The following is a 26,041-nucleotide window of genomic DNA, read 5'->3' on the forward strand; positions in this document are numbered from 1 at the left end:
CGCTAATTCTAAAAAAACTTAAGAAGAGCCTTTATTTTGAAATTAGTATTGTTTAAACTATTGCAAGATTAATAATTAGCTTTCTTAGGAGGAATTATTATGAGCGGTATAGCTAATATGACGACCGGCGAAAAGAGAAGTATGACCTCATCTATGAATAAGTTGGTTGTTCCATATATGGAAGACAATAAACGGTTTAGCACTAAAGAAGAGTTGTTTTCTGACTTCTTTCGATTCTGGTTAAGTAAATCACTAGCAGCAAAATATTCCTGGTGTTCCGAAAAAGATGGAAGTGAGAAAAGTTATGTACGCTCCAAAACGTTTAAGGATGAGGCGATTGAGAAGATTGCCATTTCACTTTTCGAGGAATTAAAGACTTTCTATAATCCTCAAAGCAGAATCTCCAAAAAAGTGAAGCTTCGCAGAGAGAAAAACAAATTAGGCAGGAATGACTTGTGCCCTTGCGGAAGCGGGAAGAAGTTGAAAAGGTGCTGTACTGAAGCAAAAGCGCTACAACTAGCAACCGGTCAATCAAACCAGTTTTAATAGGTCACTAAGAAAATTACGTGCCAAGACAGTCACCAGTTAAGGGTGGCTGTTTTCTTTATATGCAAAAAGATACAAAAATTTCAGACCACATCTTTGAAACCACTCTATAATATGAAAAATAATAAAACACCAAGGAGGAATTACAATGTGCGCAGATGGTTGCGGATGTATAAATTGTAGTCCAGAATCACATCTATCAAAAGAGGAGCTGAACGAAATGGGAGTTTCAAGAATGATTTATTATGTAGAAATGGAAGATGTAGAAAATGAAGATGGAATGTCAAATAAAGTTGATATTTATGGTTATCGTGATCAGGTCAAATTTTTAGCATTTGGTGCACCTGGACATTACTACGATGTAAACAATGAAGAAGAAGCTAAAAACCTTATTGAAGAGAAAGTGAAAAAATTAGAAGACCACAAATTTAAAATTATTGCTACTAAGGGTCTAGAAATTGGCGGAGAAGACGTCTTCAGACACGAATCACTATAAACACTATAGAACAGGAGAGGTTGTAATGTTAGCTAGAATTACTGAAGAATTGGATAATGGATTGTTCAAAGTTGTTGACGAAGACAATGCGATTTCAGTATTAACGAAAAGTGTTCGAGACAATACGTTGAAAAGCAATGACTATATCGTAGGCAACCTACTGAACGACGAGCACGATGAGGATGATTTTTATTTTGAGTTTGAACGAAAAGCAACACCTGAAGAAGTTGAAAATAAGTGGATAAACCGTGAATGGTATCAACACTTATTCGTTTAAGAAAATATAATCAAGAAGCGATCTGATTAATTTCAGTATCGCTTTTTTAATGGGTATAGAACTAGATATTACTTATCGTTACGCTTTTATTCGAAAGTATTTTTTTGTAAAATTACAAAGATACAATATATCAATGTAGATTGGTGTGGTGATAGGGATGAGTATTAAAAGATATAATGTTGCTGTAGTCGGTGCAACTGGTGCAGTAGGAAGAAAAATGGTTGAAACGCTTGTTAAAAGAGACTTTCCAATTGGACAGTTAAGGTTGTTATCATCCAAGCGTTCAGCAGGTACGATGGTTCCATACAGAGAAAACGAGATGATTGAGGTGGAAGAAGCTACGCCTGAATCTTTCGAAGGTATTGATATTGCTTTATTTAGTGCTGGCGGTTCTGTTTCTGAGGTATTAGCACCTGAAGCTGTTAAACGCGGGGCGTTAGTAATTGATAATACAAGCCACTTTAGAATGGATAAGGACGTTCCATTGGTGATACCAGAGGTGAATCCTGAAGATATTTATACGAATAAAGGGATTATTGCCAATCCCAATTGTTCAACTATACAGATGATGGTAGCCCTGAAGCCAATTAAAGATGTTTATGGACTTAAACGTTTAGTAGTCTCTACCTATCAAGCTGTATCTGGTACTGGTTTGAATGCGATCGAAGAGTTAGAAAAACAATCGCATGAGATCCTAAGTAACCAGGAGATTAATCCTACCGTTTATCCAAAGCAAATTGCTTTCAATGCCATTCCTCATATAGACGATTTTCTGGATAATGGCTATACCAAAGAAGAAATGAAGATGATAAATGAATCCAAAAAAATCCTTCATGACGATAGTATAGAAGTAAATGCCACCTGTGTAAGACTTCCTGTTTTTCATGGACACTCTGAATCGGTTTATATCGAAACAAACCAACCGTTAAATGTTAATGAGGTTAAAAAGCGGTTAACCAATTCAGAAGGGATAAAGGTAATAGATAATCCATCCAATTTAGAGTATCCTACTGCAGCTGAGGCTGAAGGAAAAGATGCCACATATGTTGGGAGAATAAGAGCGGACTTAAACAAAGATAATGCTTTGAGCATGTGGATTGTGGCGGACAATTTGCTTAAAGGTGCAGCTCTAAATTCAGTCCAAATTGCAGAAAGATGGATTCAAAGAGAAAAGTGAGGCACAGTGAAGTAAGTCTATTAGGTTTTCGATAGAGCATGGAAAAATACGACCTCCTTAAAGAGTTATACGAACGATAAATTAGAATGGAAATCAGCAAAGAAAAAGCTCACTTAATTATTAAGTGAGCTTTTTGATATTCATCTAAGTTATATACATACTGTATCAATCTCGTAGTCTTCAGAGTCATCTGCTTCTCCAGTTGCACAGGTAAAACACATGTACACGCCAGTGATGCCACTGCCAATAGCCCAGATTGGCTCATCACATTGCATGCAGGTTGCGCCGTTTTTTTTAGATTCTACTGCGGAAATTATATTGCTTCTAGTTTGTTTAATATCTTCGTCTTTATTGTTCTTTTGGTAGCTTGCCAAAAATTCTTCAAGAGAGATTGGGACCATATATTTCACCTTCCTCATTAAGTGTTAGAACTAATGCCTATCATTTCTATTATAACAACTAGAAATCATTATAGTGGGAGCAAACGGGAGATATCTATGGTTAGGCTTTTTTCTAGATTTATTCCACTAAACGAATATCGTGCTATTATTTTAAAAAACCAAAGGGTGAATGAACTTGAAGCAACGTATTGCACTAATTACAGAATCTTCTACTAGGCAGGATAATTCAATGAAAGCCAAAGAGTTCTTTAGAGGACCAAGAAGTAGATGGGTTAATCACATTATGGACTACATGGAAGAGAGGAATTTCATTCAAGAAAATATCTACTTCTTAAGCTTTTATAATGAGCGTATTATTCCCTACAATGAAACATTGGAAAAATACCCTCTTACAAACAAAAGATTTACGTTGAAAGAAAGAAAATCGTTTGCTTTGAAAATTTCCGAATTCCTTTCAAACTTCGATGATCCATTTGTAGAGATTCACACTGGCAAGAATATCTCAGACCCTTTAAAAGAGATATTAGACGATGCTGGTATTCCTTATAGAATTTACGCTGATGGAGTACCGTTAGGAAAAAAGCATCAAGTGTATGAAAATCTAATTGAAGAAGAAAGGCAAAAGAGGAAGTTAAAAGAGATCAAACGGGATAAATTTTTTATAACTAGCGAAATAGAATATCGAAATCCGATAGAGGCTAGAAACTTATTGAGGGAATACGAATCTAAGGCAAATGTTTACGGGGTAGAAGATATTTTTCTAGAGTTAAAACACCTTCTAACTAAACATTATAAGAAGCAGAAAGATGCAATTAAAGCCAGGAACCAATTCGAAGAATTAATATCTAACATGGCGGGAGCATACGATTTAAAAGAATTTGTATCTCAGAAGAAAAGTATATCCTCCATCTTTAAAAACGTGAGTGAATATGAATTATTGAAAAGAAATTATGGTAAAGAGTTAGCGAAATACACGCGCTATCTTATCAAAAGAGATTATGTTTTACAGGCAGAGAATAAAATCAGTGAATGTTTGTTGAAATTGCAGATCACTTTACTGAAAAACGCAGCATAAAAAACATTAGGAGTTAGATAACATGATGAAATATAAAACTGTTCACATAAGGAAACCTCTTTAAAACAGGTGCGAAAGAGGAATGGTATGCAAAGGAGAATATGGGTATCCTTTGGTTATGTATCATTTGAGTCCAGTGAGACCACCTCTTGCTGATCTCCCTATAAGGGAAGAGTAGCAGCCGGCACATCCCAATTATCATGTGTAGGCAAGAACAACAATAGAGTTCTACCTTATCCGATCCAAAAAATCGGATTGAGGAGAGATTCCTATGTTGAACACAATTAAATTTAATGAAGATAAAGTACACTCACCTGTCAGATGGTTTGGCGGAAAACACAATTTGTCGAAAAATATCATGCCACTTTTGCCGAAACATCATTGTTATGTGGAGCCTTTTGGCGGAGGAGGTCACGTTTTGACGAGAAAAGAGCCGTCAAAAGTCGAAGTTTGGAATGATATTGACGAGGAGCTAATAAACTTCTTAATGCAACTTCGTAATGATAAAGATCGTATGGTAAAAGCTCTAATGACTCTTCCGACAAGTCGCGCACTTTGCGAAAAGTGGCAAAAGGAAGCAGACCCAGAAGATGACTTCGAAAGAGCAGTTCGCTGGTTCTATATCTTAAGGCAAACTATTGTCCCGGCGAACAATCATGACAGTGGTTGGCGTTCTGGTAAGGTGAAAAATACAGCCTTTGACTTCCAGAATGCTGTGAATAGGCTGAATGAGTTCCAAGAACGGATTTCAAAAGTAATGATAGAATGTCTAGACTTTAAAGAAATTATAAGAAGATATGATTCTGAAGAAACGTTGTTTCTAATTGATCCTCCGTATGTTGGTCGAGAGAACTTATACAAAGGTGGATTCACTAAACAGGACCATATCGAGTTAGCCAAACTACTCAATTCAATAAAAGGCAAAGCATTAGTTACTTATTATGATGATACTCTTATTAATGACTTGTATCAAGGTTGGACTAGAGTAGAGGTTGCTGCAATAGCAGGGACTGGAGTGACGAAGGCTGAATTAGGTCAAAAGAAGAAAAGAGCAACAGAAGTATTCTTCATGAATTATGACGAGAATGGTGACAAAATAAATAGAGATCAGAAAGAAATCACTTTTGTACCTAAGTCCAAACAAGAACAGTTAGCTCTATTTTAAGAGTGTGAAGGCGATGTTACGCAGGGTTACCATTAACGCAGAATTAAAATTTAGATATATAATTTAGGAGAGCCTATTTCAGGCTCTTTTTATAATAGCTTTTTAACTGAAATGTACTTGGCAAGTTATGAGTTTTTTTGCTTATGCGGCAACTTTATGGTTCATATTTGGCAACCTTATGGTTCAAAATAAAAACTCGTGGCAACCTTATGGTTCATATTTTGCACACTTAGGCAAACTTATGGTTCGCAAAATAACTCTTGGCAGATATATGAGTTATAGTTGTACTATAGGCAAATATATGGTTATTCGAAAGAGAAAGAGAGTGATTTAATTGGACAAAGATGAACGATTAGACAAAATACAGAAGTGGTTCGACTCCGAAGAAGGGAAGAAAAGTGTTGCAGAAACCTTAGAGGAGATGGAAAAAGAAGAAGCAAAATCAAAAAGGATAGAAGATAACAGTATTCTAGTCTATAGAGACGGACAAAAGGTCAAAAGAGGAGACATTTATATTGATCTAGACTCGAAGGAAATGGAAAATCTAGAACCGTCACCATGGGGGCATCATAGATATGTTTACAGAATTAATGAGGACGGTACAATAGATTTCTGTTTAGGGTGCTCGATTACAGCAAAAATGAATGGTCATAAATTCGAGTCCCAGAGAGCTGTTCTCGTAGAAAGAAATGGAGAATTGCATAATCCTCTTAATGATTTATTCGAAAGTATGGAGAATTAACTACAGGTCGCCCAGAGCGACCTTTTTTATTTTTCGTAAAAAGGAAAATTAATTGTAGCCCAAATAGATTTATAAGGAGGGAGTCATGAAAAAATCAAAATTAACAATGGACGAATTTGAAGAGAAACTGAAGAAATTAGATTCTAATTTATACCATGAACTTGATGTATTTGAAAGGGAGTTGGGGGGAGCCGAGTATTACGAGTTACTGCCATATTCATCAACCGCAATATCCCATGAAGGTTATTGCGTAATAAGATTTAAAGATGGCTTTTGCTATGCGATGTATCAAAAAAGTGGCTTTGATATCATCGTCTTTAATACTCTCAAGAGATTTAAAGAACATCATATTTCCTACTTAAACGATATGGAAGATCAGTATGCAAAGAATATAGAAGTGATTAAAGATATCAAAAAAGGGGACCGTATTAGAAAAATCTTAGGTCCTGAAGAAAAAGAAGGTATGTAGCCCAGTGAAAATACAATTATTAAAGAGCTAATATATATTAGCTCTTTTTCTAATCCCAACCTATTCTGTTACTTATACCTTTTGGGATATAGATGTGATTGGTTCCAGCGTGGTTCTTATTGATTTCTATTGGGCAATCTTTTCTCATTTTTAATATCCTTTTATTAGTTAAGATCCTCTTTTTTTCCTTAAGTAGCTTTTCATATAAGTAATGGTTTGTTCCCTCTCTGAAGTATTCCTCTATGCTGGTATATTCCATGAGAAGATGAATGACTTGGTTTTTGTGGAGACCTTTTACTCCTTTGATATTATCGTTCCTATCCCCTTGCAAGGCTTTAAAATCGAACAGCCGAGATGCTGGGACGGAAAAGTAGTGATGAAAGTTATCTGTATTAATTTCTTTGACGTCGTAGTTCCGTTCTAACAAAAGAGTCACTCTATCAGAAACTAGCGCGGCTAGGTCTTTGTCCCCCGTGTAAACATTTATTCTATCTTCTTTATTTTGAGAGATATAACTCGCTATCAGGTCGTCACCCTCTACATTTTCAGCTATCTGATATGAAAAGTTGTGCTCTTCCAAGAAAGAGTATATTTCATTCTTAACTTCAAGAATATCATGTGGCTTTTCAGGTCGATTAGCTTTATACGACTCCATAATTTTATGCCTGTAATTATCCCCTAAGCAATCAAATACGATGAATAAGGACGAGAGATCGTAGTTCGACAACAAGGTAGATATCGTACTTAAGAATTTATTTCTAACTACTTTGTTTAAATGGCTTTGATTTTCGATAACATCACGTTCTCTGAGGTTATTAGCGCTATAGTAGCTTTTATAAATTAGAAATGTGCCGTCAACTAGTAACATTTTTTCCACCTCCACTAAGTTAATTACTCAAGTAAGGTTCTTTTCATTTAATTTCAAGGATTGGGGCAGTGAGAAAGAAACCAATGAAATGAAGAGGCGGAGGTGTTAGGAATTAGAATAAATAGATTGATGGAAGTCAGGGATGTATTACTAGAAGAATTTCAAATGTTAAATAAACTTAGATTAATTGGAGATGATGCAGAAGTATTTCTACATGTTTTTCCTTGCGATCCACAGGATGATGTAAATGCATTTTCGTTTTATAAAGAAGCTGAAAATGGACTAGTCTTTGATATCTTCATGTTTATAAAAGAAGAAGATTTGGATGAATATAGCTTACATTTCAAAGATTTTAAGGGCTTTAAGAACTGTATTGAGTGGTTTTCTTGGATTCTCTATCATGAATATAATCATGTAGTTGATATTTATAATTTTTACATTGAGGGCGGTATGGACTATGTAGAAAAGATAATGGGAGAATACGGAGGGAAAGTTAAAGAACTGGAACTCCAGAAAAAGAATAAGGAGTTCTCTCCAGAAGTAATAAGAAGTCTATATCGTAATCTTCCTCTTGAAAAGAAGGCTGATCAGTTTGCTGACCAGATATTTGATCAGAGAATAAGAAACCTATAAGTTTTTGTTTGAGGAGATGAGAAAGCCATTAGTTAAGCACTTAGCAGGCAAATTATTGTCTGCTTTGTTTATTGTTTGAATGGCGCTTTTATCATCGAATAAAACGTGTAGATGATATTTGTTATGGTCGAAGATTTATAGACAAAAAACATGATTTAAACCTTTACATTATACCCAAATCTCATTATAGGGAGCGGGATAGGTAAAGGGAGGGATTGTATTGAACCAACTAGATGAATTTTTGTATCAGATGATTGAATTGAACGCGAGTGACTTGCATATGAACCATAATACGAAAGTCGCTTATCGTATAGACGGTAAGATACAAAAAGTGGGACCTTACACAAAAGGTGATGATATTTTTGGGCTCTTATTAAATGCCAGAGCACTTACAGAAGCGCAACAATCCAAATTTCATACTACCGGTGCTTGTGATTTTGCATACCAAATTGAAGATGGTACGAGGTTCAGGGGGAACTTAGTAAAGGCAAGGGGCGAGTATGGGTGTGTTATGCGAAAAATACCTTCTGAGATAGTGCCTTTTGATGATCTGGGTGTTCCTAGCGTAATCAGAAGTCTTTGTGATTTGCCTTGGGGAATCGTATTGGTTACTGGACCGACTGGTTCAGGGAAAACAACAACACTAGCTTCAATGATTGACTTAATTAACGAGAACAATCCCCATCATATTGCTACAGTTGAGGAACCTGTAGAATACGTCCATCCTCAGAAAAAATCTCTAGTGACGCAACGAGAGGTAGGTAAAGATACACCAACCTTCGCAGAAAGCGTCAGAGACGTACTGCGTCGAGATCCAGATGTAATATTAATTGGGGAGCTGCGTGATTATGAAACGATTTCGTCTGCTATCACTGCATCCCGAACAGGACATACAGTGTATGCTACTCTACATACAAACACTGCAGCTCACACAATTAATAGAATCGTAGGGGAGTATCCGATTGGAGAGCAGGATAGGATACGTAATCAATTAGCAGAGAATTTAAAAGGTGTAATTAATCAAAGACTCTTCCCTAAGCCTGGAGGGGGAAGGACAGGCTGTTACGAGGTAATGATCACAAACGACGAAATGAGGGAGCATATACGCAAAGGAGAATTAAACATGCTGGAAAAGGCGATGGAAAAAGCTAGAGGGAAGGGAAACATCCTTATGAGGGACTCGATTAATCAAGCGAAGCAAAAAGGTTTAATTGAAAACCATATTTCATGGGACTAAAAAAGAGAAGGGGTTATTCCCCTTCTCTTTTACACTGATATGACATCTTTATGAAAGTCTTTGAGTTCTTGTTTCATGCGAACTTCGAAATCCTTTAGAGCTACAATCTTATTTCCGCCTTTGATTTGTGAGAACTCACGGAATAAATGTTCTATATTTTCGAGTTTGTTCACTAAACCCTTTATAGTTTCTTGATATTCTTGTAGCTCGTTTTCCATTTCATCAATTTTCTCATCTTTATTTTCAACTGTTGTTAGGAGTTCAAGCCTTTTTTCTTCTTCTTTCTGATTTTGCACAGCTAGATTCGACAACTGGGCAAGACCTTGGAAAAGTTTGTTCACATCGAATCCTTGAATCTGGTCCGTTGTTTGAATGAATGAAGAGATGGAATTTAATACATCATCATCCTGTGATTCTTCATCAGAGGTAGGAAGGTCGTTTCTGTAAACTAGAGTTCCTTCTTCTTCTTCTTCTTCTTCTTCTTCTTCTTTATCGTGGTGAGTGTGATATGTCCCATAAGACGTATCTTCATCTGTGCCGATTTGAGATACCGTATATGATGTAATATCATCTTGAGCGTCTTCTGATGGAGTAGTTGTTTTGTTTTGTTCTGTTTCTGGCGTGATAGCCTCTTCTTCAGAGACCGCAATGGAAAGGCTTCCGCCTGCCGTCAATACTGGTCGGATAGCTTTATAATACTGTGCTGTCGTAGACGATTGTGTACGATTTTTAAGCACCCTTGAAATCTCTTCCGTCGCCTTTTTAATTGTAGTTGTCTCATCTGTATCATCGATATATTCGGCTACTAATAGATTTTCAGAGTCTAGCCAATCCGTCTTTTTCCTAGTAGGGCTTTCTTTATCGAATTCTTTCTTATAAAGGAATAAGTAGTTGAAGTATTTGATCAGAAGATCTTTGTCAGTTGAATTATCTTCAGCTAACTGTTGGATTACCTGTTCAAGTTCATCTTTCCGATAAAGCTCCCTTAACTCTCTAGTGTAGGTATCGTTTTTCTTGAGACGGTCACCAAAGATAATTGATTTTAAAATCTGAATTGAATTTATTAGACTCATAATATGGTATACGCTCCTTATTTTTGTATCTTTCACAATCTTACCACGGTTAACAGACTAGGAAAAAGTTAAGTTTTTCCTATAATACTTATTTTTTGATGTACAATCATAGAAAATATAGGTTGCAAATAAGTAAATGGAGAGTGAAAACATGTTTAACCTTAAAAAACCTTGCGCTGATTGCCCATTTATTAAAGGTGGGGTAATGAACGAATCTTTAAGTGAAGGACGAATGGAAGTGATCGTTGAAGATTTATACAAGAATCACACCTTTCATTGTCATAAAACGATAGACTATGATAACGACTTTGCGGAGGATGAACACGGTAACTCTGAATTTAATCCAAGTGGGAGTAATCAGTTCTGCGCTGGAGCAATGTTGTATCTGGAGAGAGAAGGTAGAGAAACGCAAATGATGCAAGTAGCCGAAAGACTTGGTTTCAGAAAAAGGTTAAATGAAAAATACTATGATCAGATAATAGATAGATTAGAAGTGAAAATACGATATTAATCACTTAGCATTTGGTAAATTGCTTACCGGATGCTTTTTTTAAGGAATAAATTTAACTTTGTAAAAATTGACTTTTATCTCCCTCGAATTATATTGCCTTCGATGGGAGGTGTTCTATTGAGTAACAAGAATGAAGTTCTCGAAAATTTATATGCAGAATTCGAGAAATTAAAAACTGAAGCCAAAGAAAGACAAGATAGAGCAAGAGAGATAAAGAAAGAAATGATTGGTTATATGGAGGAACAAGGATATGATGAGGTATTGATTAGTGGTCTGGATGATAGTGTAGTCCAACTTTCGCTTACATATCCTGAAAGAGAAGTCTTAAATAAGAAAGGCTTATCCGAAGCGTTAAATATGACTCAAAAGGATTTAAGTAAACCCTACGTTATGATTAAACTAACAGAGGAAGGGAAAATATCGAGCGAGTTAATTGAAAAGTTCACAGAGATAGAAGAACGACAGCAGTTCAGTGCGAAGGAATACCAAGAAGACCAGGATGATTAATTTTCATCTTTATATTTAATGTAGGAGAGGGAGGGGGTTAACATGAGCCCTCTCTTTTTCAAATCTGAAAATAAGAGTTGATGGTGTTAAGAAGTGGTTAGATGGATTAGAAAAGGTTTTTTCGAAAAAAGCAAAAACTCTAATTGAAAGTACAATTGGAGGTTCGATTAAATGCCAAGTAAAAAACAAATTTTAAAATTAGCGGAAGAACAAAATATTAGTTTTATTCGTTTGCAGTTCACTGATATGTCAGGTGAGTTTAAAAACGTAGAAATACCAGTATCTCAATTAAAAAATGCGCTTGAAAACGAGGTTATGTTTGATGGTTCTTCTATTGAAGGGTTTAGTCGGATTCAAGAAAGTGATATGTATCTATATCCTGACTTAGATACGTGGATCGTTCTACCTTCTTCAGTAGACAGTTCTCAAAGGGATTGCGCAAAAGTTCAAGTAGCTCGACTAATTTGCGATGTTTATACTGCAGATAGGAAACCATTTGAAGGTGATCCAAGAGGTGCACTAAAAAGAGTCCTAAACGAAGCTAAAGAATTAGGGTTCTCGGGGATGAATGCCGGACCGGAACCAGAGTTTTTCTTATTTAAGAAGGATGGGGTAGGGAATCCTACTACTGAATTAAACGATCATGCAGGATATTTCGACCTGTCTCCTTTAGATTCAGGAGAAAATTGTAGACGAGAGATTGTGCTGGCTCTAGAAAAAATGGGGATGGAAGCGGAGGCTGCTCACCACGAAGTAGCTCCTGGACAACATGAAGTGAATTTTAAGTATGCAGACGCGGTGCAAACAGCTGACAATATCCAAACCTTTAAGATGGCTGTTCGAAACGTAGCTTCTAAGAATAATATGCATGCTACATTTATGCCAAAACCGGCGTTTGGTATTAATGGTTCAGGGATGCACTGTAACCTATCGTTGTTTGACGGGGTTAAGAATGCATTCTATGAAGAGGGAGCTGAGGGACAACTTTCTAAAGTAGCCCATCACTTTATTGCTGGCTTGCTTAAACATGCTCGTGCAAATGCTGCTATTACAAACCCTACTGTTAATTCATATAAACGCTTAGTTCCTGGGTATGAGGCGCCAGTATACTGCGCATGGAGCTCCTCAAATCGTACGTGCATGATTAGAATACCAGCAACTAGGGGAGCAGGAACTAGGGTAGAAGTGAGACATCCTGATCCAACAGCAAATCCATATCTAGCATTGGCAGTATTATTGAAAGCTGGGCTAGAAGGAGTAAGAGAGAAACTCAACGCTCCTAAAGAAAATAGAGAAGACCTTTTCGAAATGTCTCAAAGTGATAGGGTTGAGCAAGGTATACAAACTCTTCCTCAAACACTAAACGAAGCATTGGATTGCCTTAAGAAAGATGAAGTGGTTCAGAGTGCTCTAGGTCACCATATATATTCTCAATTCCTAAGTAAGAAGGAATCAGAGTGGGAGTCATATCAATTACAAGTGTCTAATTGGGAAAGAGAACAGTATTTTAAAATGTGATGTTACGCCAAAACACCCTAATGTACTTTAGATACATTAGGGTGTTTTATTAAGCGTCGCACTCTTTAAGCCATTCATAAACTGGCTCTAGCTCCTTTTGTTTATCAAAAGGAATTTGGTCAAACAGTTCATGCAACAGAACTTTATATTTCTCAACATTCCCATTAGCAATTCGTCTAGGTTTGCTATTGGAAGAGAACAAAATGTATCCATCGCAGATTTCAGTTAAAAGTTTTAGAACACTAAGGTACTCGCTCATCTCAGAGGGGCATAATTCTGGAAAGTTAGGCTCATTATCAATAGAAGTGATCTCTAAGCAATTTATTGAGACGTTTCCATCAAGAATAAAGCGGTGTTCCTTACCAAAATTATCGCGGAACCAAAGGTGAAGGCTAAACCGGTCTCCAGTAATTTTCACTTGAGGAATGCGCTTGTCTGCGTTGTGTAAATGTCTAACACGATGCCTTTTGTAATAACGCGTATAATTCCATTCAGCAAAACTCTGGAGTTTCTGTAGATCAGTTTTCAACCAACACTTGCCGATCGAGAATGTTTTCATACTCATATCAGATCTCCCCTTTTCTTATTGCAGTCTTCGATAAAGCATAAAGACACAACAATCAATGTACTTATTTTTTACCCTTTTACCATCTATTCGTTGAAAGTGGAAGAAAAAAACGAAAAAAGACAGAAAATTTTGCTGAGCTCAAAATAAAAAAGATTTGGGAGGCATCCCAAATCAAAACTCTTAATACTTTCCGGTAGTAAGCATGTATGGGTTTTCTATGTAACCCAGTAACTTCTTTACGTTATCCCATTGCTTGTTTTTAAGGACAGATTTAGCTTTTTGTCGCATAGCCTTATTGAGCAAATCTTCTAACCTATGTATGTTTTCCTTTTTTAGTTCGGCACGAACCGATTCACCTATACCATCAATAGCAATAAAGTCTAACTGATATAAGAAATTGCCTAACAAAGAAGGTATCAGCTTTAGTTTATCTGCCTTTAACATAGATGCATTACCCTTACCGTTTTGAGGTTTCCACCAGTCAGCTTCAATCCACCCAGCCCGAATCTTGCATATACATGAGTATGGTAAGAAGTTGACGCATAAATAATATCCGTTCGGATCGCAGTAACTACTCGAAGAAGTGTATCGATTACCGGATATTTGAGTAGGATTTGTTCTTGTTTTTATCTGCAGTTGGATTCCTGATTCATGAACGACATCAGCCTCTTTATTTTGCTTACCAGTTCTCCACCCATCTAAGAGAGAAAGTTTATTTACTATTAATTCATGAAATATACCGCATATTACTTGAGATTGCAGCTCGACAGACTGTATTGGTATATTTCCAAACTTAGCTTCATTTAAAGAAAGAAAAGCTTCTTGAACGACATCTACTATTTTAGTTTTTGGTAGGATTTCAAATAATCGACTATTTTTATCTATGTCCATAGTATCCACTTGTAAAAGTGTAAATCCCCCTCCATAATATTAATAAATAATATGTTTTATATAATTTTCAGCAGTATAGCAATTTGATTATATAAATTGAATAGAGAGGGAAGAAAATTTTTAAGCTTTAATCAAATTTCAATCAGGAAGGGTGCTAGATGTGGGAATGACATCTGAGAAACTATTAGATTTAGCTGAAAGCGTCATCAAGGAGTTGCGTCATGTTACTAATGGCGGCTACAAGGAGTTATTGATTAATGGTAGGGGTTATGACCATATACTTATTAGGGCAATCGTGGACGGGGCAGAGGAGCAGTTAGAGATTGGTCAAGAAGATGAAAAACTAAGAGTGTTGGTCAGAAATGGGAAAATCTTAACAAAGGAAAATTTGCATTATATTGAACCATTGTTAGACACCCTAATATTAGGAGCTCGGAAGATTGTAGAAACTGCACCATTAAAGGATTTACAAGACTTAAATCCTCCATTGATTCCTATGAAGAAAAGAAAAAAGAGTGTACAAGAAGAGAAGTTGCAAATGGATCGACTACTTGATCGCATTAACTATTTCGAGAAGCTGTACAAAATGACGGGTTCTGAGATTTATCATAGGAAGAAGAAGAGGTTAATTCGATGGTTAGTTAATAGAGGATAAGTTCAATCACTCATTAAGGATGAGGGTTCATACAAAGTACCGTCTGTTAGTGAGGGCACTTTGACAATTGCTTGGGTGCGGATGGCTCATATACAATCCGGTATAGAAAGGCATTTTCGGTCATCAAAAAATCTTATTGCTTTATCACAATTTCCTGATATATTGATTCCAGCATTTCTAGAAGTTCTAATTTGGAATGCATTCTTTCACACAAGGGAGTGATTGTGAGTGACTATAAAACATACTACAGATGCTAGTTATGTTAGTGATACTGAGAAAGGCACCGTTCTAGTAGATTTTTATGCACCTTGGTGCGGACCGTGTAAAGTAATAGGTCCGATCTTGGAGGAGGTCTCTGAAGAAATTGGAGACAAAATTGATGTAGTAAAAATTAACATAGATGAAAATCCGAAAACCCCAAGCGAATTAAGTGTAATGGGGATTCCATCACTATTTCTATATAAAGAGGGAGAAATAGTTGAGCAGCACACCGGAATGGCTCCAAAAGAGTTACTAGTACAAATGATTAACAAGCATACATGAGAAGGCTAAATGCCTTCTTTTTTTGTGTTATGGAGGGTTTTTATTATGAGCTGTGGAATATCCTATTTAACCTAGTGAAGAGGGGGGAGATTGTGAGTATTAACCTTTTGAACACGGATATTGGAAAAGAGTTTTCGGTTTTGCAAAGTCAAACGAATAGTTCAATATACATAATGTCTCCGTTCATAAGTTATCAAACAGCTAACCAACTTTCTTCGTGGCTCGATAAACCTGAAAACAAAAACGTTATCGATTGTAAAATCATTACTCGTTTTAATCGAGAAGAGTTTGTCCAAGGAGCAAGTAGTATACAAGGTCTGAAAAGACTTAAAGAAGCAGGGGCGAGCTTATACGCCTTACAGCATTTGCATACTAAGCTATATATTTTTGATGGGGAAAATACCATTATGGGTTCAGCTAACTTTACTATCAGTGGCTTCTTTAAAAATCATGAATTAGGCATCATCGTTAAGGAAGAACCTGACTTCAATAAGAAATGTGTAGACTACTTTTCTGACATACTATATAAAATTCATGAATATGAGATAGATATGAATCGAATATTAGAGGAACAAAGTTCAATAACCGAGGCGACATCTTGTCTTGGGGAGTTAAGAAAGTCCAAACAGCCAAATAAAAAACAAGCTCGTTGGGGAGCGGTCATAGATAAAGAGGAAAATGATCGTCAAAAATCCTCAAATTATAGTTACAGTAAGCATTTCGATATCCTAAATGAAACCACATACGATGAAGATTCTGGTGTCGACGCTAGGATTAAATTTGAAGGTTCTAGTAAGCAACGCGTGCCTAACGACGAAGTATATTTGGAAAGGAAGAAACTCCACTATGATACCCTCAATAGAGCCTTCTTCTCAAGGAGACCGATCAGCTTCAAAGACGGTGACCGCATTTTTCTAGCTGTATTGAGTAAAGATAAGAAAGGTAAAAAAACCTCTATAATTGTTGGGTACGCAACTGCACTTGCATATAAAGAGGGGAACATTGTTCGCAAAGGGGATTCAAATTTTAAAGAATGGAATGAAAACTACCCCTATTATATCGAGTATAAAGATGGAAGGTTTCTCAAAGGTCCTATTGGAGAGGGAATCACTATGACAGAACTATGTACCAATGTGGGTAACAAAACGTATCCATCTACAAATATGAATCCTCAGACAAACATATTAAAATTACTGAGGAATCATCATACAAAACCACACATTAGAATTACCTCACATGCTTCAAGGTACTTAACTGCTAGATTAGAAGAACTCTTTGAAGAATTTGGGTATGACAAAATATAATTATTAGATTGAGCTCCGGACACGGTGGCTCTTTTTTTGTTATTAATGATTTGTATATTTTTGAGGCTTTTCCCACAAACAAACCTTTTCGATTAGAATGTGAAGGTGTTTGGCTTTGAGGGGAGTGATTAATTGAGTAAAAAGAAGTTAATCGATAAGTCCAATCCTGAAAATTTAAGGATAGAAAAAGAATTATGGACTGAAGGGTATGGTTTAGTGGCAGGTGTAGATGAGTGTGGTAGAGGTACATTTAGTGGTCCTGTAGTAGCTGGAGCAGCTGTAATGCCCGTCGACTTTAGAATCGAAAGGCTGACAGATTCAAAGGATCTAGCCAAGAAGGAACATAAGTATTTTTCAGATTTAGTGAAAGAAAAAGCAATTTCTTGGTCGGTGGCAGAAGCGTCCGTAGAAGAGATTGATTCTAAGGGTATTGAGGTGGCTACAAAATTAGCCATGACTAGAGCTATTGAAAAGTTAAATTGCGTACCTACGTACATATTAGTAGATGGGAGAGAAAGTGTTTATCTACCTATCCCACAAAAGTCGGTTATTAAAGGGGATCACTACTCTCATAGTATTGCTGCAGGTTCTATCCTTGCCAAAACATATAGAGATGAATTGATGGCAAATTTAGATGAGGAATATGGAAATGTATACGGATGGGCAAAGAATGCAGGGTATCAAACTAAAGCGCACGTTGAAGCATGCCATAAACATGGGCTAACCCCTCATCATAGAAGGTCTTGGAAGACTATTAACCTTTTTAAGTGAAAAGCGTCCTCCTAATTTAGGAGGACGCTTTTTTGCGTACTGGAAATGAGATAAAGTTTTCGAGATTGGGGCTGGGAATGAGGTTAATCACAATGTCCAACTTGCAGGTCATGTTCTAATTCATTCGATAAAGTAATAAGTATATGCCTATATTTTTCGCCTATTATAGAAAATATAAAATATAATATTTATGGAATAATGTAAATAAATGCAAAAATAAAAAGTATTAAGGAGTGGAGAAATGAATAGTGGAATTAGTAGCGAACTTAGAAAGAAAATTAGAGAGGAAAATAAATATTATCTATTATTAATCGGAAATCCAAGATACAAACCACAGGGTGGATGTCCCAAAAGAAACAAACGAATAGTAGGAATAATAGAAGGGGATCCAAAAAAATATAAACGAGAGCTACACCATCTTAACTTCCAATACTTTGACTCTTGGAAAGAAGCTTATATCCAATTACCAAAGTTAGAAGAAATTAGATAATAAATTATTAACGCAAGCCAAAATGTTTTGGCTTGCGTTTTTTGTGTATTTATCACTTGATGGTATCGATTGTAGTAACATCATCATAATTCTTAATCTCTGAATATGTGATGACAAACGTGTCTATGCTATAGCGGTCTAATGCCCTTGAGAGAGCAAATCTTAAGGGACTGCTTTTAACTACAATGACTGGGAAGTGCCCTTTATCTTGCTCCTTATCTACTTTACTTTGAACCTTTGCTAGAAACTTTTGAAATTCTGCAGAGTGTTCATCAAGTTGATAACCATAAAGGGTATGTGTGATTTTGAACTTTTCCGTGTATTTAGGAGTGACTTCAATTAAGCGAATTTCATTATCATTAAAGTCTTGATATCTAGAAAGAATCTCCCTGCTAATTCTCTCGCGAACGTGTCCAGTCAAATCGTCAGCGTTCCTATGTACTTTCGAAGCGTCTATTAGAGCTTCTAAAATTGTTGGAGCCTGATTTATAGAAATATGGTCGAAAAGCAAATTCTTTAATACTAGTTGAATAGTAGATAATGTTATCCCTGTTTGCTTCAATTCATTTATCAAAACTGGATGACTTTCTTCAATACTTTTAAGAAAATCATTTACGTCTTGTCTTGAAACATATTCGTGACCATATCTAAAAATCATCTCTTTAATATGCGTGATCATTACAGTCGGAGAGTCAAGAACTTCAAAGCCTTTTGACATTGCAGCTTCTACTTGATCTTCTTCGATCCAAATTGCCTCCATTTTGAAGACTGGATCAATGACAACCTCACCATTAAAAGCACTAACATCTTCATTCTCATGGAAGGCTAGGTACTTATTTGGTGAGATAACGCCTGATTCCAATAGATAACCATTCGATAAAATGGAATAGTGGTTCTTTTCTAAGGAAGAGTTATCTCGAATAGTAATGGCGGGCGGTTTAAAGCCTAACTCCTTTTTAACTGAATTGTGTAATTTGGTCATTCGGTCTTTAAAGCGCACTTGATCATCTGCAAACAAAGAGATTAAGTTAAAGCTAACTTCCATTATGATTTCCGGATTGCTATTATTCGCCCTCATAGAAAGGACTGGGTTATCTGGATTTTTAGTATTATCAACTAAAAGTTTAATGTGATTCGTTTCTTTATCAGCCATGGTATCAGCTCCAAAAAAAGTTTCTTACAGTATACGAAAAGAAAAAATATATTAATAGGTTTTAAGTATTGTTATACTATAACTAAAAGAATTTATATTTTTTTATGATTTTATGAATTTATATTATAATAATTTTGCGTTAAAATATGGTTTAGGAGAGATATTATATGAAAAAGAATAATAAATTATTACTTATTGATGGTTCATCTGTTTTATCAACTAGTTTTTATGGGTTACTACCTAAAGAATATAGATTTGCTAAAAGCAGTGAAGAAAAAGAAAAGTGGCTACACAAAATCATGCAAACATCTGACGGTACATACACTAACGGAGTTTACACGATGACGAAGACGTTATTGAAACTAGCAAACAAACACGGTTTTACTCATATTTGTGTCGCATGGGATGTAAGTCGAAATACTTTTCGTAAAAAAGCGTTTGAAGGATATAAATCTCACAGGAAAGAAACAAAACCTGAGCTCGCTTCTCAGTTCCAGGTAATGCAGGATCTGCTAGAGGAAATGAACATTCCACAATTTAAATATGACGAATATGAAGCAGATGACATCATTGGAACACTGGTTAAAAAATTCGAAGGCGAGATGCCTACGTACGTTTATACAAAAGATAGAGACGCTCTTCAATTGATTAGTGAAAAGACAAGAGTTTGGTTAGTTACAGATAAATCGAAGGATCTCTTGAAAGAATATGACATCGACCAAGAATTATTCAATCTTCCACATGGAATTTTTGAATATACACCAGAGTTATTCAGAGCAATACACGAACTAGAGCCTATTCAAATCATTGATCAAAAAGCTCTAGAAGGTGATAAGTCAGACTTTATTCCAGGCTGTCCCGGAGTAGGAGCTAAGAAGGTATTACCCTTACTAAAAGAGTTCGGAACAGTTGAGGGTATATATGAAGCGATTGAGGGATTAGATAAGAAAGAAGAAGCAGTGATGAAAAAATTCTTTAAAGAAGAATTAGGGATTGCTTCACCGATTAACCAGCTCTTAAAAGTGGATAAGGATGACGAAGATGCGTTAGTCGGAAAGAAAGCTTCTATGCTAAGCAAAATGTTAGCGACCATTAAATGCGATATTGAAGAATTACAAGATGTGAAGAGTGAAGATTTACTAATAAATATTAATGACCAAAAAATGAATAAGAAATTTGTCGAGTTGGAATTCAACAGTCTTTTAAAGTAAGAAATTACAGAAAAGAGAGGGAATATAACATTCCCTTTTTTTACACAAATTGGCTTGTTCCGACTAAAATTAGGAAAAATAAAAGGTAAAACCTTTTAAAGCCAAGGAGATGTAATAATTGAACCAAACAATTAACAAAAAAGACTTAGAATTCTTGAAACAAGTTAGAGAGAGATTAGATCGCGAAGTAGAAAAAATGTATATAAAATTCACAAAAGAGTACGGAGAAAGCTTAAAGGAAATACCTCAAGAAAAAATGAGAAAGATTGAAATATCCTTAAAACATATAGAAAAGCTTAATGCAGTTATTGAGACTGTTCGCAAAGAGAATAAGTGCAGCTGGGATATTTTAATTAAAGCAGTATAAAGGCGTAATTTTACGTCTTTTTTTTATGGGTAATATTAGAACATCCATAAGAAACAAAATAAGAAGACAGGGAAGCAACTACAATCATAGACACCATCACGAAAACTTGGTATTTTGCTGCGTTTAGTCCACTCACGTCGCCTGCTAGGAGCATCCCTGTCATCAGACCAGGAATTGTAACAAGTCCTGCTGTCCTCATATGTTCTATAGTCGGAACCATAGCGACTCGAATTGTTTCTTCTGGTGTATTTACTCCCTTCTCTTTTTTATTCTTATGCATTTTTAATACAACAGTAGAAGCAATCATGCTAGCTCCACAAAACATGCCACTCGTAGGAATAATATATCTAGCTTGGAGAGGGATGATGGAGAAGGAAAGCCAAAGAATCATTACCACACCAACTGAAATTATCATTCCAAAAAGAACTATAAAAAATAATTCCTTATTCTCACTTTGCTTAGCTGCATTATAAGAAGCTACAATAGCCATCAGAAATACATAAGTTATTATCCAATACAAGTTAGTTATTGAAAACAAAAAATAGATGATTGAACCTAGACCAATCAATTGGACAAATCCTCGGAAGCTAGCTACTAAGATATCCTTCTCTAATCCCAATCGTTTTTTGTAAGAGATACAGATCGGAATCATTAACAGAATTAATAGGCAAAATATCGCACTATTACTTATTTCATTCATACTCTGACACACCACCTTCTATATGACTGAAAAACAATATCCTATTAGAAAGCAATCGTCCATTTAATTACTAGAAAAAAGATGAATTTCATTTACAAAGTTATAAAACGAGATAAAATGCTTTTCAAGTAGGTGGTGGCTATGAAAAAGAAGGTTTTGATTCTAATGACAATTGTTCTAATCGCACTTTTAGTTTTATCAATTTTTAATAAAGAAGATAGTGAATGGTTTCCAGCTGAGATAGATGATATGAGAGGGGGAGTATTAGCATGAAGTCAGATGTAGTTAATGAGGTCTTAGATTCTTTATCAGAAAGTATAGGTGGAATCGATAAAGACGGTGCAAAACCTGATTATAAAAATCATTTATATACAGATAAACACCATCAACTTATTTATATTTTTGATGGTGATGTAGACGGAATAATTGGATTTGGGTTTGACGATGAGCTTGCAGATAAGGAAGAACTAATTGTTAAAGCGATGGATTCTATTCCTCATAAGTCAGTACACCAAAAATATGAGAAGGGGAAAATGCCCATCTTTAAGGACAATGAAGTATTTGTGGTGAAGATGAAGTTGGAAGAAGGGGAACTTGAAGTAAACTTTTCAATTAAAAAATAAGCCTATTCAAGGCTTATTTTCATCTAGAAATTGAATGATGTACAAGCGGTCTTTGCTAAATATTCTGAGCAGCTTTTCAATATGGTCAATCTCGATCTTATCGATACCTTTAATAGTGTAGTAATCGTGTTTGTGGTGAAGGTAAAGAAGATTTGATTCAGTAGTGACATCAGTAATATAGATTTTGTTTTTTAATATCGATACCTTTTTACCAATAAGCACTTCTCTAAGTTGTTCAGCCATTTCTTCATCGGTTAATGAACGAATAATACCGTTAACTATAAAAGTCATTATTTATTCTCCTTAAATATATATTTTTTATTTTATTCAATCATTTTACGAATTTCCATTTTTGTTTCCATAAGTATAGTTATTAGAAGGGGGCTAGGTCTAATGTTAGATATAAATCGAATCATAGAAAAATTTGAGCTTACTAAGGTAAGCGGAGAGAAAGGTTTAAAGAAATTCCTCCTTGCATCATAGTAACCAGAGGTCTTGATGCTCCTGTTGAATTGCAAGAGCTATGTGATCAATACGAAGTGCCTCTAATGCGCACACCAAACAAGACGACAGACTTCATAAGTGAACTAAATAATTTTCTTCAGAAAGAGTTGGCGGAAGAGATTGGTTTACATGGTGTATGTGTGAATGTGTATGGAGTAGGAATACTACTGAGAGGTTCAAGCGGTATAGGTAAAAGCGAAGTAGCTCTATCCCTGATTGAAAGAGGACATCGTCTCATTGCTGATGATTTGGTGCTTCTTAGGAAGATTGGACCTAGGGCATTAATTGGGACACACAACGGCTATAACAAGGGCTTCTTGGCGTTAAGAGGCATTGGATTAATAAACGTATTAAGGATGTACGGTTCTGGTTCGTTTCAAGAGGAGACAAAGGTAAACTTAGATATCAAATTGGAACATTGGGATGAAAACAGGAGTTATGACGCAATAGGTGTGGAGACTCATCACAGTGAATATCTAGGGCGAAGTGTAGAGAGGTTAGAAATTCCTATAAGACCTGGAAGAGACGTAGGTTCATTAATCGAAGTTGCTGCCAAGAGTTGGAGGTTAAGAGAACAAAATTATAACGCCCTAGAAGATTTCACAAAAGGTCTTGATAACTAACACCTTTGTTTTCTGACCTATATCCTAAATAGCTAGTATGATATTGGAGATTGGAATGCAACGTTCTAAAAACACAATTACGGAAGGGATGAACGTTATGGAATCTCTGTATCATGTTACGCCGGTTTCAAAGTATAGAGGGATTATGGAAAAAGGCTTAATTCCACAGCTTGGAGAAAGAGCACTTAAGCTAGAAAAAGAAAAAGCAGGAGTCTTTATGTTTCCGAACTATGAGGAGTGTGAAAATGCACTTATGAATTGGTTGGGAGATGAATTTGAAGGTTCCGAAGAAGAATTAATCACTTTAAAAGTAGATTTACCTGAAAACTTTCCATTGGTTCAAGAAGTGGAATGGGAGTTGATATCAAGATCATTAATCGAACCACAGTATATAACTTTTCACAACAATGAAGGATAAATAACACGTTTACCTTTTGCTAGGTGAATGAGAGAATGGAGAGGTGTCTTTTCGTTCAGGAATATTGTTATTTAATATCTTTATCAATAAAACATTAAACTAATTCGTTGTATAGAGAAAAAAGGGGTGCCATTATGGAAAAGTTCGATTGGATAAAATCAAAAACACTATTAATTACGGCAGGAGTAATCCTGGGAATTGCCATTTCTTATACCATTGGTCATACAAAAGGTGAACAAGGTGTTCTCGTTAAAGCAGCTGGGGTTAACCTGGAGTATGAGAAGTTATTGGAAAGCGTAGATTTCGAAAAAGAACAATTAAAGAAAAGAGAAGACATGCTTTCCAAAGTTGAAAGTGATTTAGAGGATGTAGAGAGCTCTCTTGAGGGAAAAGAAAAAACCCTTGAAAGACTAAATACGTTTGAAGAGAATGAGAAGAATATTAATAAAGAACTAGAAGAGAAAAAATCAGAATTAGTTAAACTAAAAAGCGATCTAGAAACAAAGCAAAACAAGCTTGATTCGTTAACTGGTCAAATTCAAAAAGCTACAGGTTCACCTGTTACATTAGGTGCAGGGTATTACGTAGTTGGTAAGGATCTAAAAACGGGAAGGTATGAACTTACTCCAGCACAAGGTTCTGGTAATGTCTTTATTGATGATGCGAATGGAAGAAGCAAGCTATCAGAGACATTTGGACAGGACAAAGAGTATCACTTGCAAAGTTTTGTTATGTGGGCAGAAGAAGGAGATGTAATGGAGTTAAATACTCCTATTACGTTCACTCCAGTAGAATAAACAATAATAGATTATTAAAGTGCGATCATATTATTGATCGCACTTTTTTTACATAGGAACGTTTTGAAAGGATAAAAACATGTTAACACCTAACCTTTCAGGAAACTAAATTAGAGACAGAGCCAATATCCCGACAATAAAACAGTAAAATGAGAAATAAATCAAGTTACCATTCTTCATTACATTTATAAGCCATTTTAAAGCGAAATACGAAGAGATAAACGCAATAACAAAAGCTGCACAATATGATAAGAGTAGGGTGGAATCTTCTTTTGCGATAAGTAAATTATTGTACTCCATTATAATTCCACCAACACTTACTGGTATGTAGAGGAAAAAAGAAAATCGAAGAGCGGTTGATTGTTTCATACCAAGTAACATTGCACCTACAATAGTAGCTCCACTTCTTGAGATTCCAGGAATTAAAGCTATGGACTGCGCCAATCCCACTATACAAGAGTCCTTTGCAGAAACGTCCTTATCTATTTTTCTTCCGTCTAAATTTCGTATAATCCATAAAGCTATACCCGTAATGATTAAAGTCACTCCTACAGTTGAAGGAGAGGTGAGGTGTTTGGTTATCTCATCAGAGAACATTAACCCAATAATAGCAGCGGGGAAAGTAGCTAAAAGCAAGTAAATTACAAATAAGAAGTCTCCCTTATATTCGATGTTTCTTGTTACTAAGTACATGGTAAAACTCTTACAATATTGAATTAAGTCTCTTTTATATATAAATAAGATTGCTAGTAAAGAAGCTGTATTCATTAAGACTTCGAAACTCAAATTGTTCGATTCTATATTAAGTACATTCTGGACTAACACAAGGTGACCACTTGATGAAATCGGCAGAGGTTCTGTCAATCCTTGTAGGAGACCTAAAAAACAAATTTTAATAAACAAAAGAAGCTCCATTAATTACACCCTTTCTGACTACACATCTTAAATGTTTTGAAAGGGATAAAAGACCTTAAAAAAAGTAAGGATTATCAAACTTTCCTTACTTTTTCTCATCTGGACGCTGTACTTTAAAAGGCTGATCTAACTTACTGAGTTCTGTTTCTTTCTTTTTATTAATTTTAATAACTTCGTTTATGTACTCTTCTTCCGAAAGGGTGCCTTTGTCCTTGTCTTCTATGAGTAACTTGACCTTTTCGTGGAACTCTTTCTCAACTTCCTTACTTTTCTCTAAAAGGTATGAGTTGATAGAAACATTCCTAAGTTCATATAAGAGGTCATACATTTCCTTTGACGACTCACTGCCGCCATACTCGATACTTAATTCAGAGTGGCGCTTTGCTAACTTATACTTATCTTGTAGTTCTAGATTCTCATATGAAAAATGTTTATTTAAGGAATTATGTTGTTTTATATAGAATTTAACACCTTTAACTTTATCCTTGTATTCCTTCGATTCAAGAAAACGTTCGTCCAATAGATTGAGGGAATAGTTCTCCTTTAAGGAAGGTATTATGAATAATTTTAGTCCTATGTTCTCTAACGCCACTTCCTTGTCATAAAAATCATGTTCGGGAGAATACTTGTCGTTTAAAGTGAAAATATACAAACCACTTAGAAGTAACATTGAAATTGCTAGTATAGATATTATTGAAATAAGCAATATTTTTTTAAAAATAATCACCCCCCTGGTTATGTTTTTATATCAAATACTGAAAAATAATCAAGTTATATAATACACAAAAAACAAGGACATAACACATGTCCTTG

General features: G+C 35.5%; 35 protein-coding genes. 25 read left to right on the forward strand and 10 right to left on the reverse strand.

Features of this window, described 5'->3' with window-relative positions:
- Positions 1-99: 99 nt before the first annotated feature.
- The 4 genes from ACXAEY_RS24470 to ACXAEY_RS24485 all read left to right on the forward strand — a co-directional run bounded on the left by ACXAEY_RS24470 (position 100) and on the right by ACXAEY_RS24485 (position 2,496).
- On the forward strand, positions 100-546 hold the full coding sequence (locus ACXAEY_RS24470; protein ID WP_474816044.1) for a YecA family protein: 447 nt from the start codon (positions 100-102) through the stop codon (positions 544-546).
- Between the two features lie 148 nt (positions 547-694).
- Positions 695-1,042 carry a hypothetical protein gene (locus ACXAEY_RS24475; protein ID WP_474816046.1) on the forward strand — a complete coding sequence of 116 codons (348 nt, stop codon included), beginning with the start codon at positions 695-697 and terminating at the stop codon, positions 1,040-1,042.
- 25 nt (positions 1,043-1,067) lie between these two features.
- A complete protein-coding gene (locus tag ACXAEY_RS24480; protein WP_474816049.1) occupies positions 1,068-1,319 on the forward strand; it encodes a hypothetical protein in 252 nt (83 codons plus the stop codon).
- A gap of 157 nt (positions 1,320-1,476) precedes the next feature.
- Positions 1,477-2,496 (forward strand): aspartate-semialdehyde dehydrogenase, encoded by a 1,020-nt coding sequence (locus ACXAEY_RS24485; RefSeq protein ID WP_474816051.1) that lies wholly within the window; start codon positions 1,477-1,479, stop codon positions 2,494-2,496.
- Between the two features lie 149 nt (positions 2,497-2,645).
- Here the strand turns inward: ACXAEY_RS24485 and ACXAEY_RS24490 are convergent, their stop codons facing one another.
- Complete coding sequence (locus tag ACXAEY_RS24490; RefSeq protein WP_474816054.1) at positions 2,646-2,897, reverse strand: hypothetical protein; 252 nt, start codon at positions 2,895-2,897, stop codon at positions 2,646-2,648.
- 175 nt (positions 2,898-3,072) lie between these two features.
- On the opposite strand from ACXAEY_RS24490, the gene ACXAEY_RS24495 reads away from it, so the two are divergent.
- The 4 genes from ACXAEY_RS24495 (at position 3,073) to ACXAEY_RS24510 (ending at position 6,348) form a co-directional block, all read left to right on the forward strand.
- Positions 3,073-3,972 (forward strand): DUF6884 domain-containing protein, encoded by a 900-nt coding sequence (locus ACXAEY_RS24495; protein ID WP_474816056.1) that lies wholly within the window; start codon positions 3,073-3,075, stop codon positions 3,970-3,972.
- A 271-nt stretch (positions 3,973-4,243) separates the two neighbouring features.
- Positions 4,244-5,137 carry a DNA adenine methylase gene (locus tag ACXAEY_RS24500; protein WP_474816058.1) on the forward strand — a complete coding sequence of 298 codons (894 nt, stop codon included), beginning with the start codon at positions 4,244-4,246 and terminating at the stop codon, positions 5,135-5,137.
- A 334-nt stretch (positions 5,138-5,471) separates the two neighbouring features.
- Positions 5,472-5,879: a hypothetical protein gene (locus ACXAEY_RS24505; protein ID WP_474816059.1), complete on the forward strand. Its 408-nt coding sequence runs from the start codon at positions 5,472-5,474 to the stop codon at positions 5,877-5,879.
- 85 nt (positions 5,880-5,964) lie between these two features.
- Positions 5,965-6,348 (forward strand): hypothetical protein, encoded by a 384-nt coding sequence (locus ACXAEY_RS24510; RefSeq protein ID WP_474816061.1) that lies wholly within the window; start codon positions 5,965-5,967, stop codon positions 6,346-6,348.
- Between the two features lie 49 nt (positions 6,349-6,397).
- On the opposite strand, the gene ACXAEY_RS24515 is transcribed toward ACXAEY_RS24510, so the two are convergent.
- Positions 6,398-7,216: a 5'-3' exonuclease H3TH domain-containing protein gene (locus ACXAEY_RS24515; protein ID WP_474816063.1), complete on the reverse strand. Its 819-nt coding sequence runs from the start codon at positions 7,214-7,216 to the stop codon at positions 6,398-6,400.
- A 102-nt stretch (positions 7,217-7,318) separates the two neighbouring features.
- Here ACXAEY_RS24515 and ACXAEY_RS24520 point away from each other — a divergent pair, with 102 nt between their 5' ends.
- Positions 7,319-7,849, forward strand: a complete 531-nt coding sequence (locus tag ACXAEY_RS24520) for a hypothetical protein (protein ID WP_474816065.1) — start codon at positions 7,319-7,321, stop codon at positions 7,847-7,849.
- A 220-nt stretch (positions 7,850-8,069) separates the two neighbouring features.
- Positions 8,070-9,086, forward strand: a complete 1,017-nt coding sequence (locus tag ACXAEY_RS24525) for a type IV pilus twitching motility protein PilT (RefSeq protein WP_474816067.1) — start codon at positions 8,070-8,072, stop codon at positions 9,084-9,086.
- Between the two features lie 29 nt (positions 9,087-9,115).
- On the opposite strand, the gene ACXAEY_RS24530 is transcribed toward ACXAEY_RS24525, so the two are convergent.
- Positions 9,116-10,159, reverse strand: a complete 1,044-nt coding sequence (locus tag ACXAEY_RS24530) for a hypothetical protein (RefSeq protein WP_474816069.1) — start codon at positions 10,157-10,159, stop codon at positions 9,116-9,118.
- Positions 10,160-10,364: 205 nt separating this feature from the next.
- On the opposite strand from ACXAEY_RS24530, the gene ACXAEY_RS24535 reads away from it, so the two are divergent.
- From ACXAEY_RS24535 to glnA, 3 genes are all read left to right on the forward strand, one after another.
- Positions 10,365-10,670 (forward strand): hypothetical protein, encoded by a 306-nt coding sequence (locus ACXAEY_RS24535; RefSeq protein ID WP_474816072.1) that lies wholly within the window; start codon positions 10,365-10,367, stop codon positions 10,668-10,670.
- Positions 10,671-10,787: 117 nt separating this feature from the next.
- Positions 10,788-11,177: a hypothetical protein gene (locus ACXAEY_RS24540; RefSeq protein WP_474816074.1), complete on the forward strand. Its 390-nt coding sequence runs from the start codon at positions 10,788-10,790 to the stop codon at positions 11,175-11,177.
- Between the two features lie 171 nt (positions 11,178-11,348).
- Positions 11,349-12,695 (forward strand): type I glutamate--ammonia ligase, encoded by a 1,347-nt coding sequence (glnA, locus tag ACXAEY_RS24545; RefSeq protein ID WP_474816076.1) that lies wholly within the window; start codon positions 11,349-11,351, stop codon positions 12,693-12,695.
- A 49-nt stretch (positions 12,696-12,744) separates the two neighbouring features.
- Here the strand turns inward: glnA and ACXAEY_RS24550 are convergent, their stop codons facing one another.
- Together ACXAEY_RS24550 and ACXAEY_RS24555 are read right to left on the reverse strand one after the other, a co-directional pair.
- Entirely contained in the window at positions 12,745-13,260 is a 516-nt protein-coding gene (locus ACXAEY_RS24550) for a hypothetical protein (protein ID WP_474816078.1), read from the reverse strand.
- A gap of 183 nt (positions 13,261-13,443) precedes the next feature.
- Positions 13,444-14,154 (reverse strand): ScaI family restriction endonuclease, encoded by a 711-nt coding sequence (locus ACXAEY_RS24555; protein ID WP_474816080.1) that lies wholly within the window; start codon positions 14,152-14,154, stop codon positions 13,444-13,446.
- A 160-nt stretch (positions 14,155-14,314) separates the two neighbouring features.
- Between ACXAEY_RS24555 and ACXAEY_RS24560 the strand changes: the two genes are divergently transcribed.
- The 5 genes from ACXAEY_RS24560 (at position 14,315) to ACXAEY_RS24580 (ending at position 17,917) form a co-directional block, all read left to right on the forward strand.
- Positions 14,315-14,809 carry a hypothetical protein gene (locus tag ACXAEY_RS24560; protein ID WP_474816082.1) on the forward strand — a complete coding sequence of 165 codons (495 nt, stop codon included), beginning with the start codon at positions 14,315-14,317 and terminating at the stop codon, positions 14,807-14,809.
- 228 nt (positions 14,810-15,037) lie between these two features.
- Positions 15,038-15,352, forward strand: a complete 315-nt coding sequence (gene trxA, locus ACXAEY_RS24565) for a thioredoxin (RefSeq protein ID WP_474816084.1) — start codon at positions 15,038-15,040, stop codon at positions 15,350-15,352.
- Positions 15,353-15,444: 92 nt separating this feature from the next.
- Entirely contained in the window at positions 15,445-16,656 is a 1,212-nt protein-coding gene (locus ACXAEY_RS24570) for a phospholipase D family protein (protein WP_474816085.1), read from the forward strand.
- Between the two features lie 132 nt (positions 16,657-16,788).
- Positions 16,789-17,427 carry a ribonuclease HII gene (locus tag ACXAEY_RS24575; protein ID WP_474816087.1) on the forward strand — a complete coding sequence of 213 codons (639 nt, stop codon included), beginning with the start codon at positions 16,789-16,791 and terminating at the stop codon, positions 17,425-17,427.
- Positions 17,428-17,668: 241 nt separating this feature from the next.
- Positions 17,669-17,917 carry a hypothetical protein gene (locus ACXAEY_RS24580; RefSeq protein WP_474816089.1) on the forward strand — a complete coding sequence of 83 codons (249 nt, stop codon included), beginning with the start codon at positions 17,669-17,671 and terminating at the stop codon, positions 17,915-17,917.
- Positions 17,918-17,969: 52 nt separating this feature from the next.
- Here ACXAEY_RS24580 and ACXAEY_RS24585 read toward each other — a convergent pair whose 3' ends face one another.
- The gene (locus ACXAEY_RS24585) at positions 17,970-19,070 is read right to left on the reverse strand and encodes an FHIPEP family type III secretion protein (protein ID WP_474816091.1); all 1,101 of its coding nucleotides are present in this window, start codon (positions 19,068-19,070) and stop codon (positions 17,970-17,972) included.
- Between the two features lie 167 nt (positions 19,071-19,237).
- On the opposite strand from ACXAEY_RS24585, the gene ACXAEY_RS24590 reads away from it, so the two are divergent.
- Both ACXAEY_RS24590 and ACXAEY_RS24595 read left to right on the forward strand, forming a co-directional pair.
- A complete protein-coding gene (locus ACXAEY_RS24590; protein WP_474816093.1) occupies positions 19,238-20,281 on the forward strand; it encodes a 5'-3' exonuclease in 1,044 nt (347 codons plus the stop codon).
- A gap of 118 nt (positions 20,282-20,399) precedes the next feature.
- Positions 20,400-20,648 carry a hypothetical protein gene (locus tag ACXAEY_RS24595; protein WP_474816095.1) on the forward strand — a complete coding sequence of 83 codons (249 nt, stop codon included), beginning with the start codon at positions 20,400-20,402 and terminating at the stop codon, positions 20,646-20,648.
- A 10-nt stretch (positions 20,649-20,658) separates the two neighbouring features.
- Here the strand turns inward: ACXAEY_RS24595 and ACXAEY_RS24600 are convergent, their stop codons facing one another.
- Positions 20,659-21,348, reverse strand: a complete 690-nt coding sequence (locus ACXAEY_RS24600) for an ABC transporter permease (RefSeq protein WP_474816097.1) — start codon at positions 21,346-21,348, stop codon at positions 20,659-20,661.
- Between the two features lie 141 nt (positions 21,349-21,489).
- Between ACXAEY_RS24600 and ACXAEY_RS24605 the strand changes: the two genes are divergently transcribed.
- Together ACXAEY_RS24605 and ACXAEY_RS24610 are read left to right on the forward strand one after the other, a co-directional pair.
- Entirely contained in the window at positions 21,490-21,621 is a 132-nt protein-coding gene (locus ACXAEY_RS24605) for a hypothetical protein (RefSeq protein WP_474816099.1), read from the forward strand.
- Complete coding sequence (locus ACXAEY_RS24610) at positions 21,618-21,971, forward strand: hypothetical protein (RefSeq protein WP_474816101.1); 354 nt, start codon at positions 21,618-21,620, stop codon at positions 21,969-21,971. The genes ACXAEY_RS24605 and ACXAEY_RS24610 overlap by 4 nt, the downstream gene beginning before the upstream one ends.
- Positions 21,972-21,977: 6 nt before the next feature.
- Here ACXAEY_RS24610 and ACXAEY_RS24615 read toward each other — a convergent pair whose 3' ends face one another.
- A complete protein-coding gene (locus ACXAEY_RS24615; RefSeq protein ID WP_474816103.1) occupies positions 21,978-22,262 on the reverse strand; it encodes a hypothetical protein in 285 nt (94 codons plus the stop codon).
- Between the two features lie 173 nt (positions 22,263-22,435).
- Here ACXAEY_RS24615 and hprK point away from each other — a divergent pair, with 173 nt between their 5' ends.
- The 3 genes from hprK to ACXAEY_RS24630 all read left to right on the forward strand — a co-directional run bounded on the left by hprK (position 22,436) and on the right by ACXAEY_RS24630 (position 24,313).
- Positions 22,436-23,098 carry an HPr(Ser) kinase/phosphatase gene (gene hprK, locus ACXAEY_RS24620; RefSeq protein ID WP_474816533.1) on the forward strand — a complete coding sequence of 221 codons (663 nt, stop codon included), beginning with the start codon at positions 22,436-22,438 and terminating at the stop codon, positions 23,096-23,098.
- Positions 23,099-23,153: 55 nt separating this feature from the next.
- On the forward strand, positions 23,154-23,516 hold the full coding sequence (locus tag ACXAEY_RS24625; protein ID WP_474816105.1) for a hypothetical protein: 363 nt from the start codon (positions 23,154-23,156) through the stop codon (positions 23,514-23,516).
- Between the two features lie 134 nt (positions 23,517-23,650).
- Positions 23,651-24,313: a hypothetical protein gene (locus ACXAEY_RS24630; protein ID WP_474816106.1), complete on the forward strand. Its 663-nt coding sequence runs from the start codon at positions 23,651-23,653 to the stop codon at positions 24,311-24,313.
- Between the two features lie 105 nt (positions 24,314-24,418).
- Here the strand turns inward: ACXAEY_RS24630 and ACXAEY_RS24635 are convergent, their stop codons facing one another.
- The gene (locus ACXAEY_RS24635; RefSeq protein ID WP_474816108.1) at positions 24,419-25,228 is read right to left on the reverse strand and encodes an undecaprenyl-diphosphate phosphatase; all 810 of its coding nucleotides are present in this window, start codon (positions 25,226-25,228) and stop codon (positions 24,419-24,421) included.
- Positions 25,229-25,313: 85 nt separating this feature from the next.
- The gene (locus ACXAEY_RS24640; RefSeq protein ID WP_474816109.1) at positions 25,314-25,955 is read right to left on the reverse strand and encodes a hypothetical protein; all 642 of its coding nucleotides are present in this window, start codon (positions 25,953-25,955) and stop codon (positions 25,314-25,316) included.
- Positions 25,956-26,041 lie beyond the last annotated feature (86 nt).

This window comes from Anaerobacillus sp. ABA4_114 (genome assembly GCF_056159065.1).

Coding starts and splice junctions, on each gene's coding strand:
- ACXAEY_RS24585 (WP_474816091.1), bottom strand. CDS start 19,070: ATGGCTGATAAAGAAACGAATCACATTAAACTTTTAGTTGATAATACT.
- ACXAEY_RS24485 (WP_474816051.1), top strand. CDS start 1,477: ATGAGTATTAAAAGATATAATGTTGCTGTAGTCGGTGCAACTGGTGCA.
- ACXAEY_RS24490 (WP_474816054.1), bottom strand. CDS start 2,897: ATGGTCCCAATCTCTCTTGAAGAATTTTTGGCAAGCTACCAAAAGAAC.
- ACXAEY_RS24615 (WP_474816103.1), bottom strand. CDS start 22,262: ATGACTTTTATAGTTAACGGTATTATTCGTTCATTAACCGATGAAGAA.
- ACXAEY_RS24470 (WP_474816044.1), top strand. CDS start 100: ATGAGCGGTATAGCTAATATGACGACCGGCGAAAAGAGAAGTATGACC.
- ACXAEY_RS24510 (WP_474816061.1), top strand. CDS start 5,965: ATGAAAAAATCAAAATTAACAATGGACGAATTTGAAGAGAAACTGAAG.
- ACXAEY_RS24600 (WP_474816097.1), bottom strand. CDS start 21,348: ATGAATGAAATAAGTAATAGTGCGATATTTTGCCTATTAATTCTGTTA.
- ACXAEY_RS24625 (WP_474816105.1), top strand. CDS start 23,154: ATGCAACGTTCTAAAAACACAATTACGGAAGGGATGAACGTTATGGAA.
- ACXAEY_RS24530 (WP_474816069.1), bottom strand. CDS start 10,159: ATGAGTCTAATAAATTCAATTCAGATTTTAAAATCAATTATCTTTGGT.
- ACXAEY_RS24635 (WP_474816108.1), bottom strand. CDS start 25,228: ATGGAGCTTCTTTTGTTTATTAAAATTTGTTTTTTAGGTCTCCTACAA.
- glnA (WP_474816076.1), top strand. CDS start 11,349: ATGCCAAGTAAAAAACAAATTTTAAAATTAGCGGAAGAACAAAATATT.
- ACXAEY_RS24480 (WP_474816049.1), top strand. CDS start 1,068: ATGTTAGCTAGAATTACTGAAGAATTGGATAATGGATTGTTCAAAGTT.
- ACXAEY_RS24515 (WP_474816063.1), bottom strand. CDS start 7,216: ATGTTACTAGTTGACGGCACATTTCTAATTTATAAAAGCTACTATAGC.
- ACXAEY_RS24590 (WP_474816093.1), top strand. CDS start 19,238: ATGAAAAAGAATAATAAATTATTACTTATTGATGGTTCATCTGTTTTA.
- ACXAEY_RS24610 (WP_474816101.1), top strand. CDS start 21,618: ATGAAGTCAGATGTAGTTAATGAGGTCTTAGATTCTTTATCAGAAAGT.
- ACXAEY_RS24630 (WP_474816106.1), top strand. CDS start 23,651: ATGGAAAAGTTCGATTGGATAAAATCAAAAACACTATTAATTACGGCA.
- ACXAEY_RS24580 (WP_474816089.1), top strand. CDS start 17,669: ATGAATAGTGGAATTAGTAGCGAACTTAGAAAGAAAATTAGAGAGGAA.
- ACXAEY_RS24475 (WP_474816046.1), top strand. CDS start 695: ATGTGCGCAGATGGTTGCGGATGTATAAATTGTAGTCCAGAATCACAT.
- ACXAEY_RS24555 (WP_474816080.1), bottom strand. CDS start 14,154: ATGGACATAGATAAAAATAGTCGATTATTTGAAATCCTACCAAAAACT.
- ACXAEY_RS24535 (WP_474816072.1), top strand. CDS start 10,365: ATGAACGAATCTTTAAGTGAAGGACGAATGGAAGTGATCGTTGAAGAT.
- ACXAEY_RS24550 (WP_474816078.1), bottom strand. CDS start 13,260: ATGAGTATGAAAACATTCTCGATCGGCAAGTGTTGGTTGAAAACTGAT.
- ACXAEY_RS24605 (WP_474816099.1), top strand. CDS start 21,490: ATGAAAAAGAAGGTTTTGATTCTAATGACAATTGTTCTAATCGCACTT.
- ACXAEY_RS24500 (WP_474816058.1), top strand. CDS start 4,244: ATGTTGAACACAATTAAATTTAATGAAGATAAAGTACACTCACCTGTC.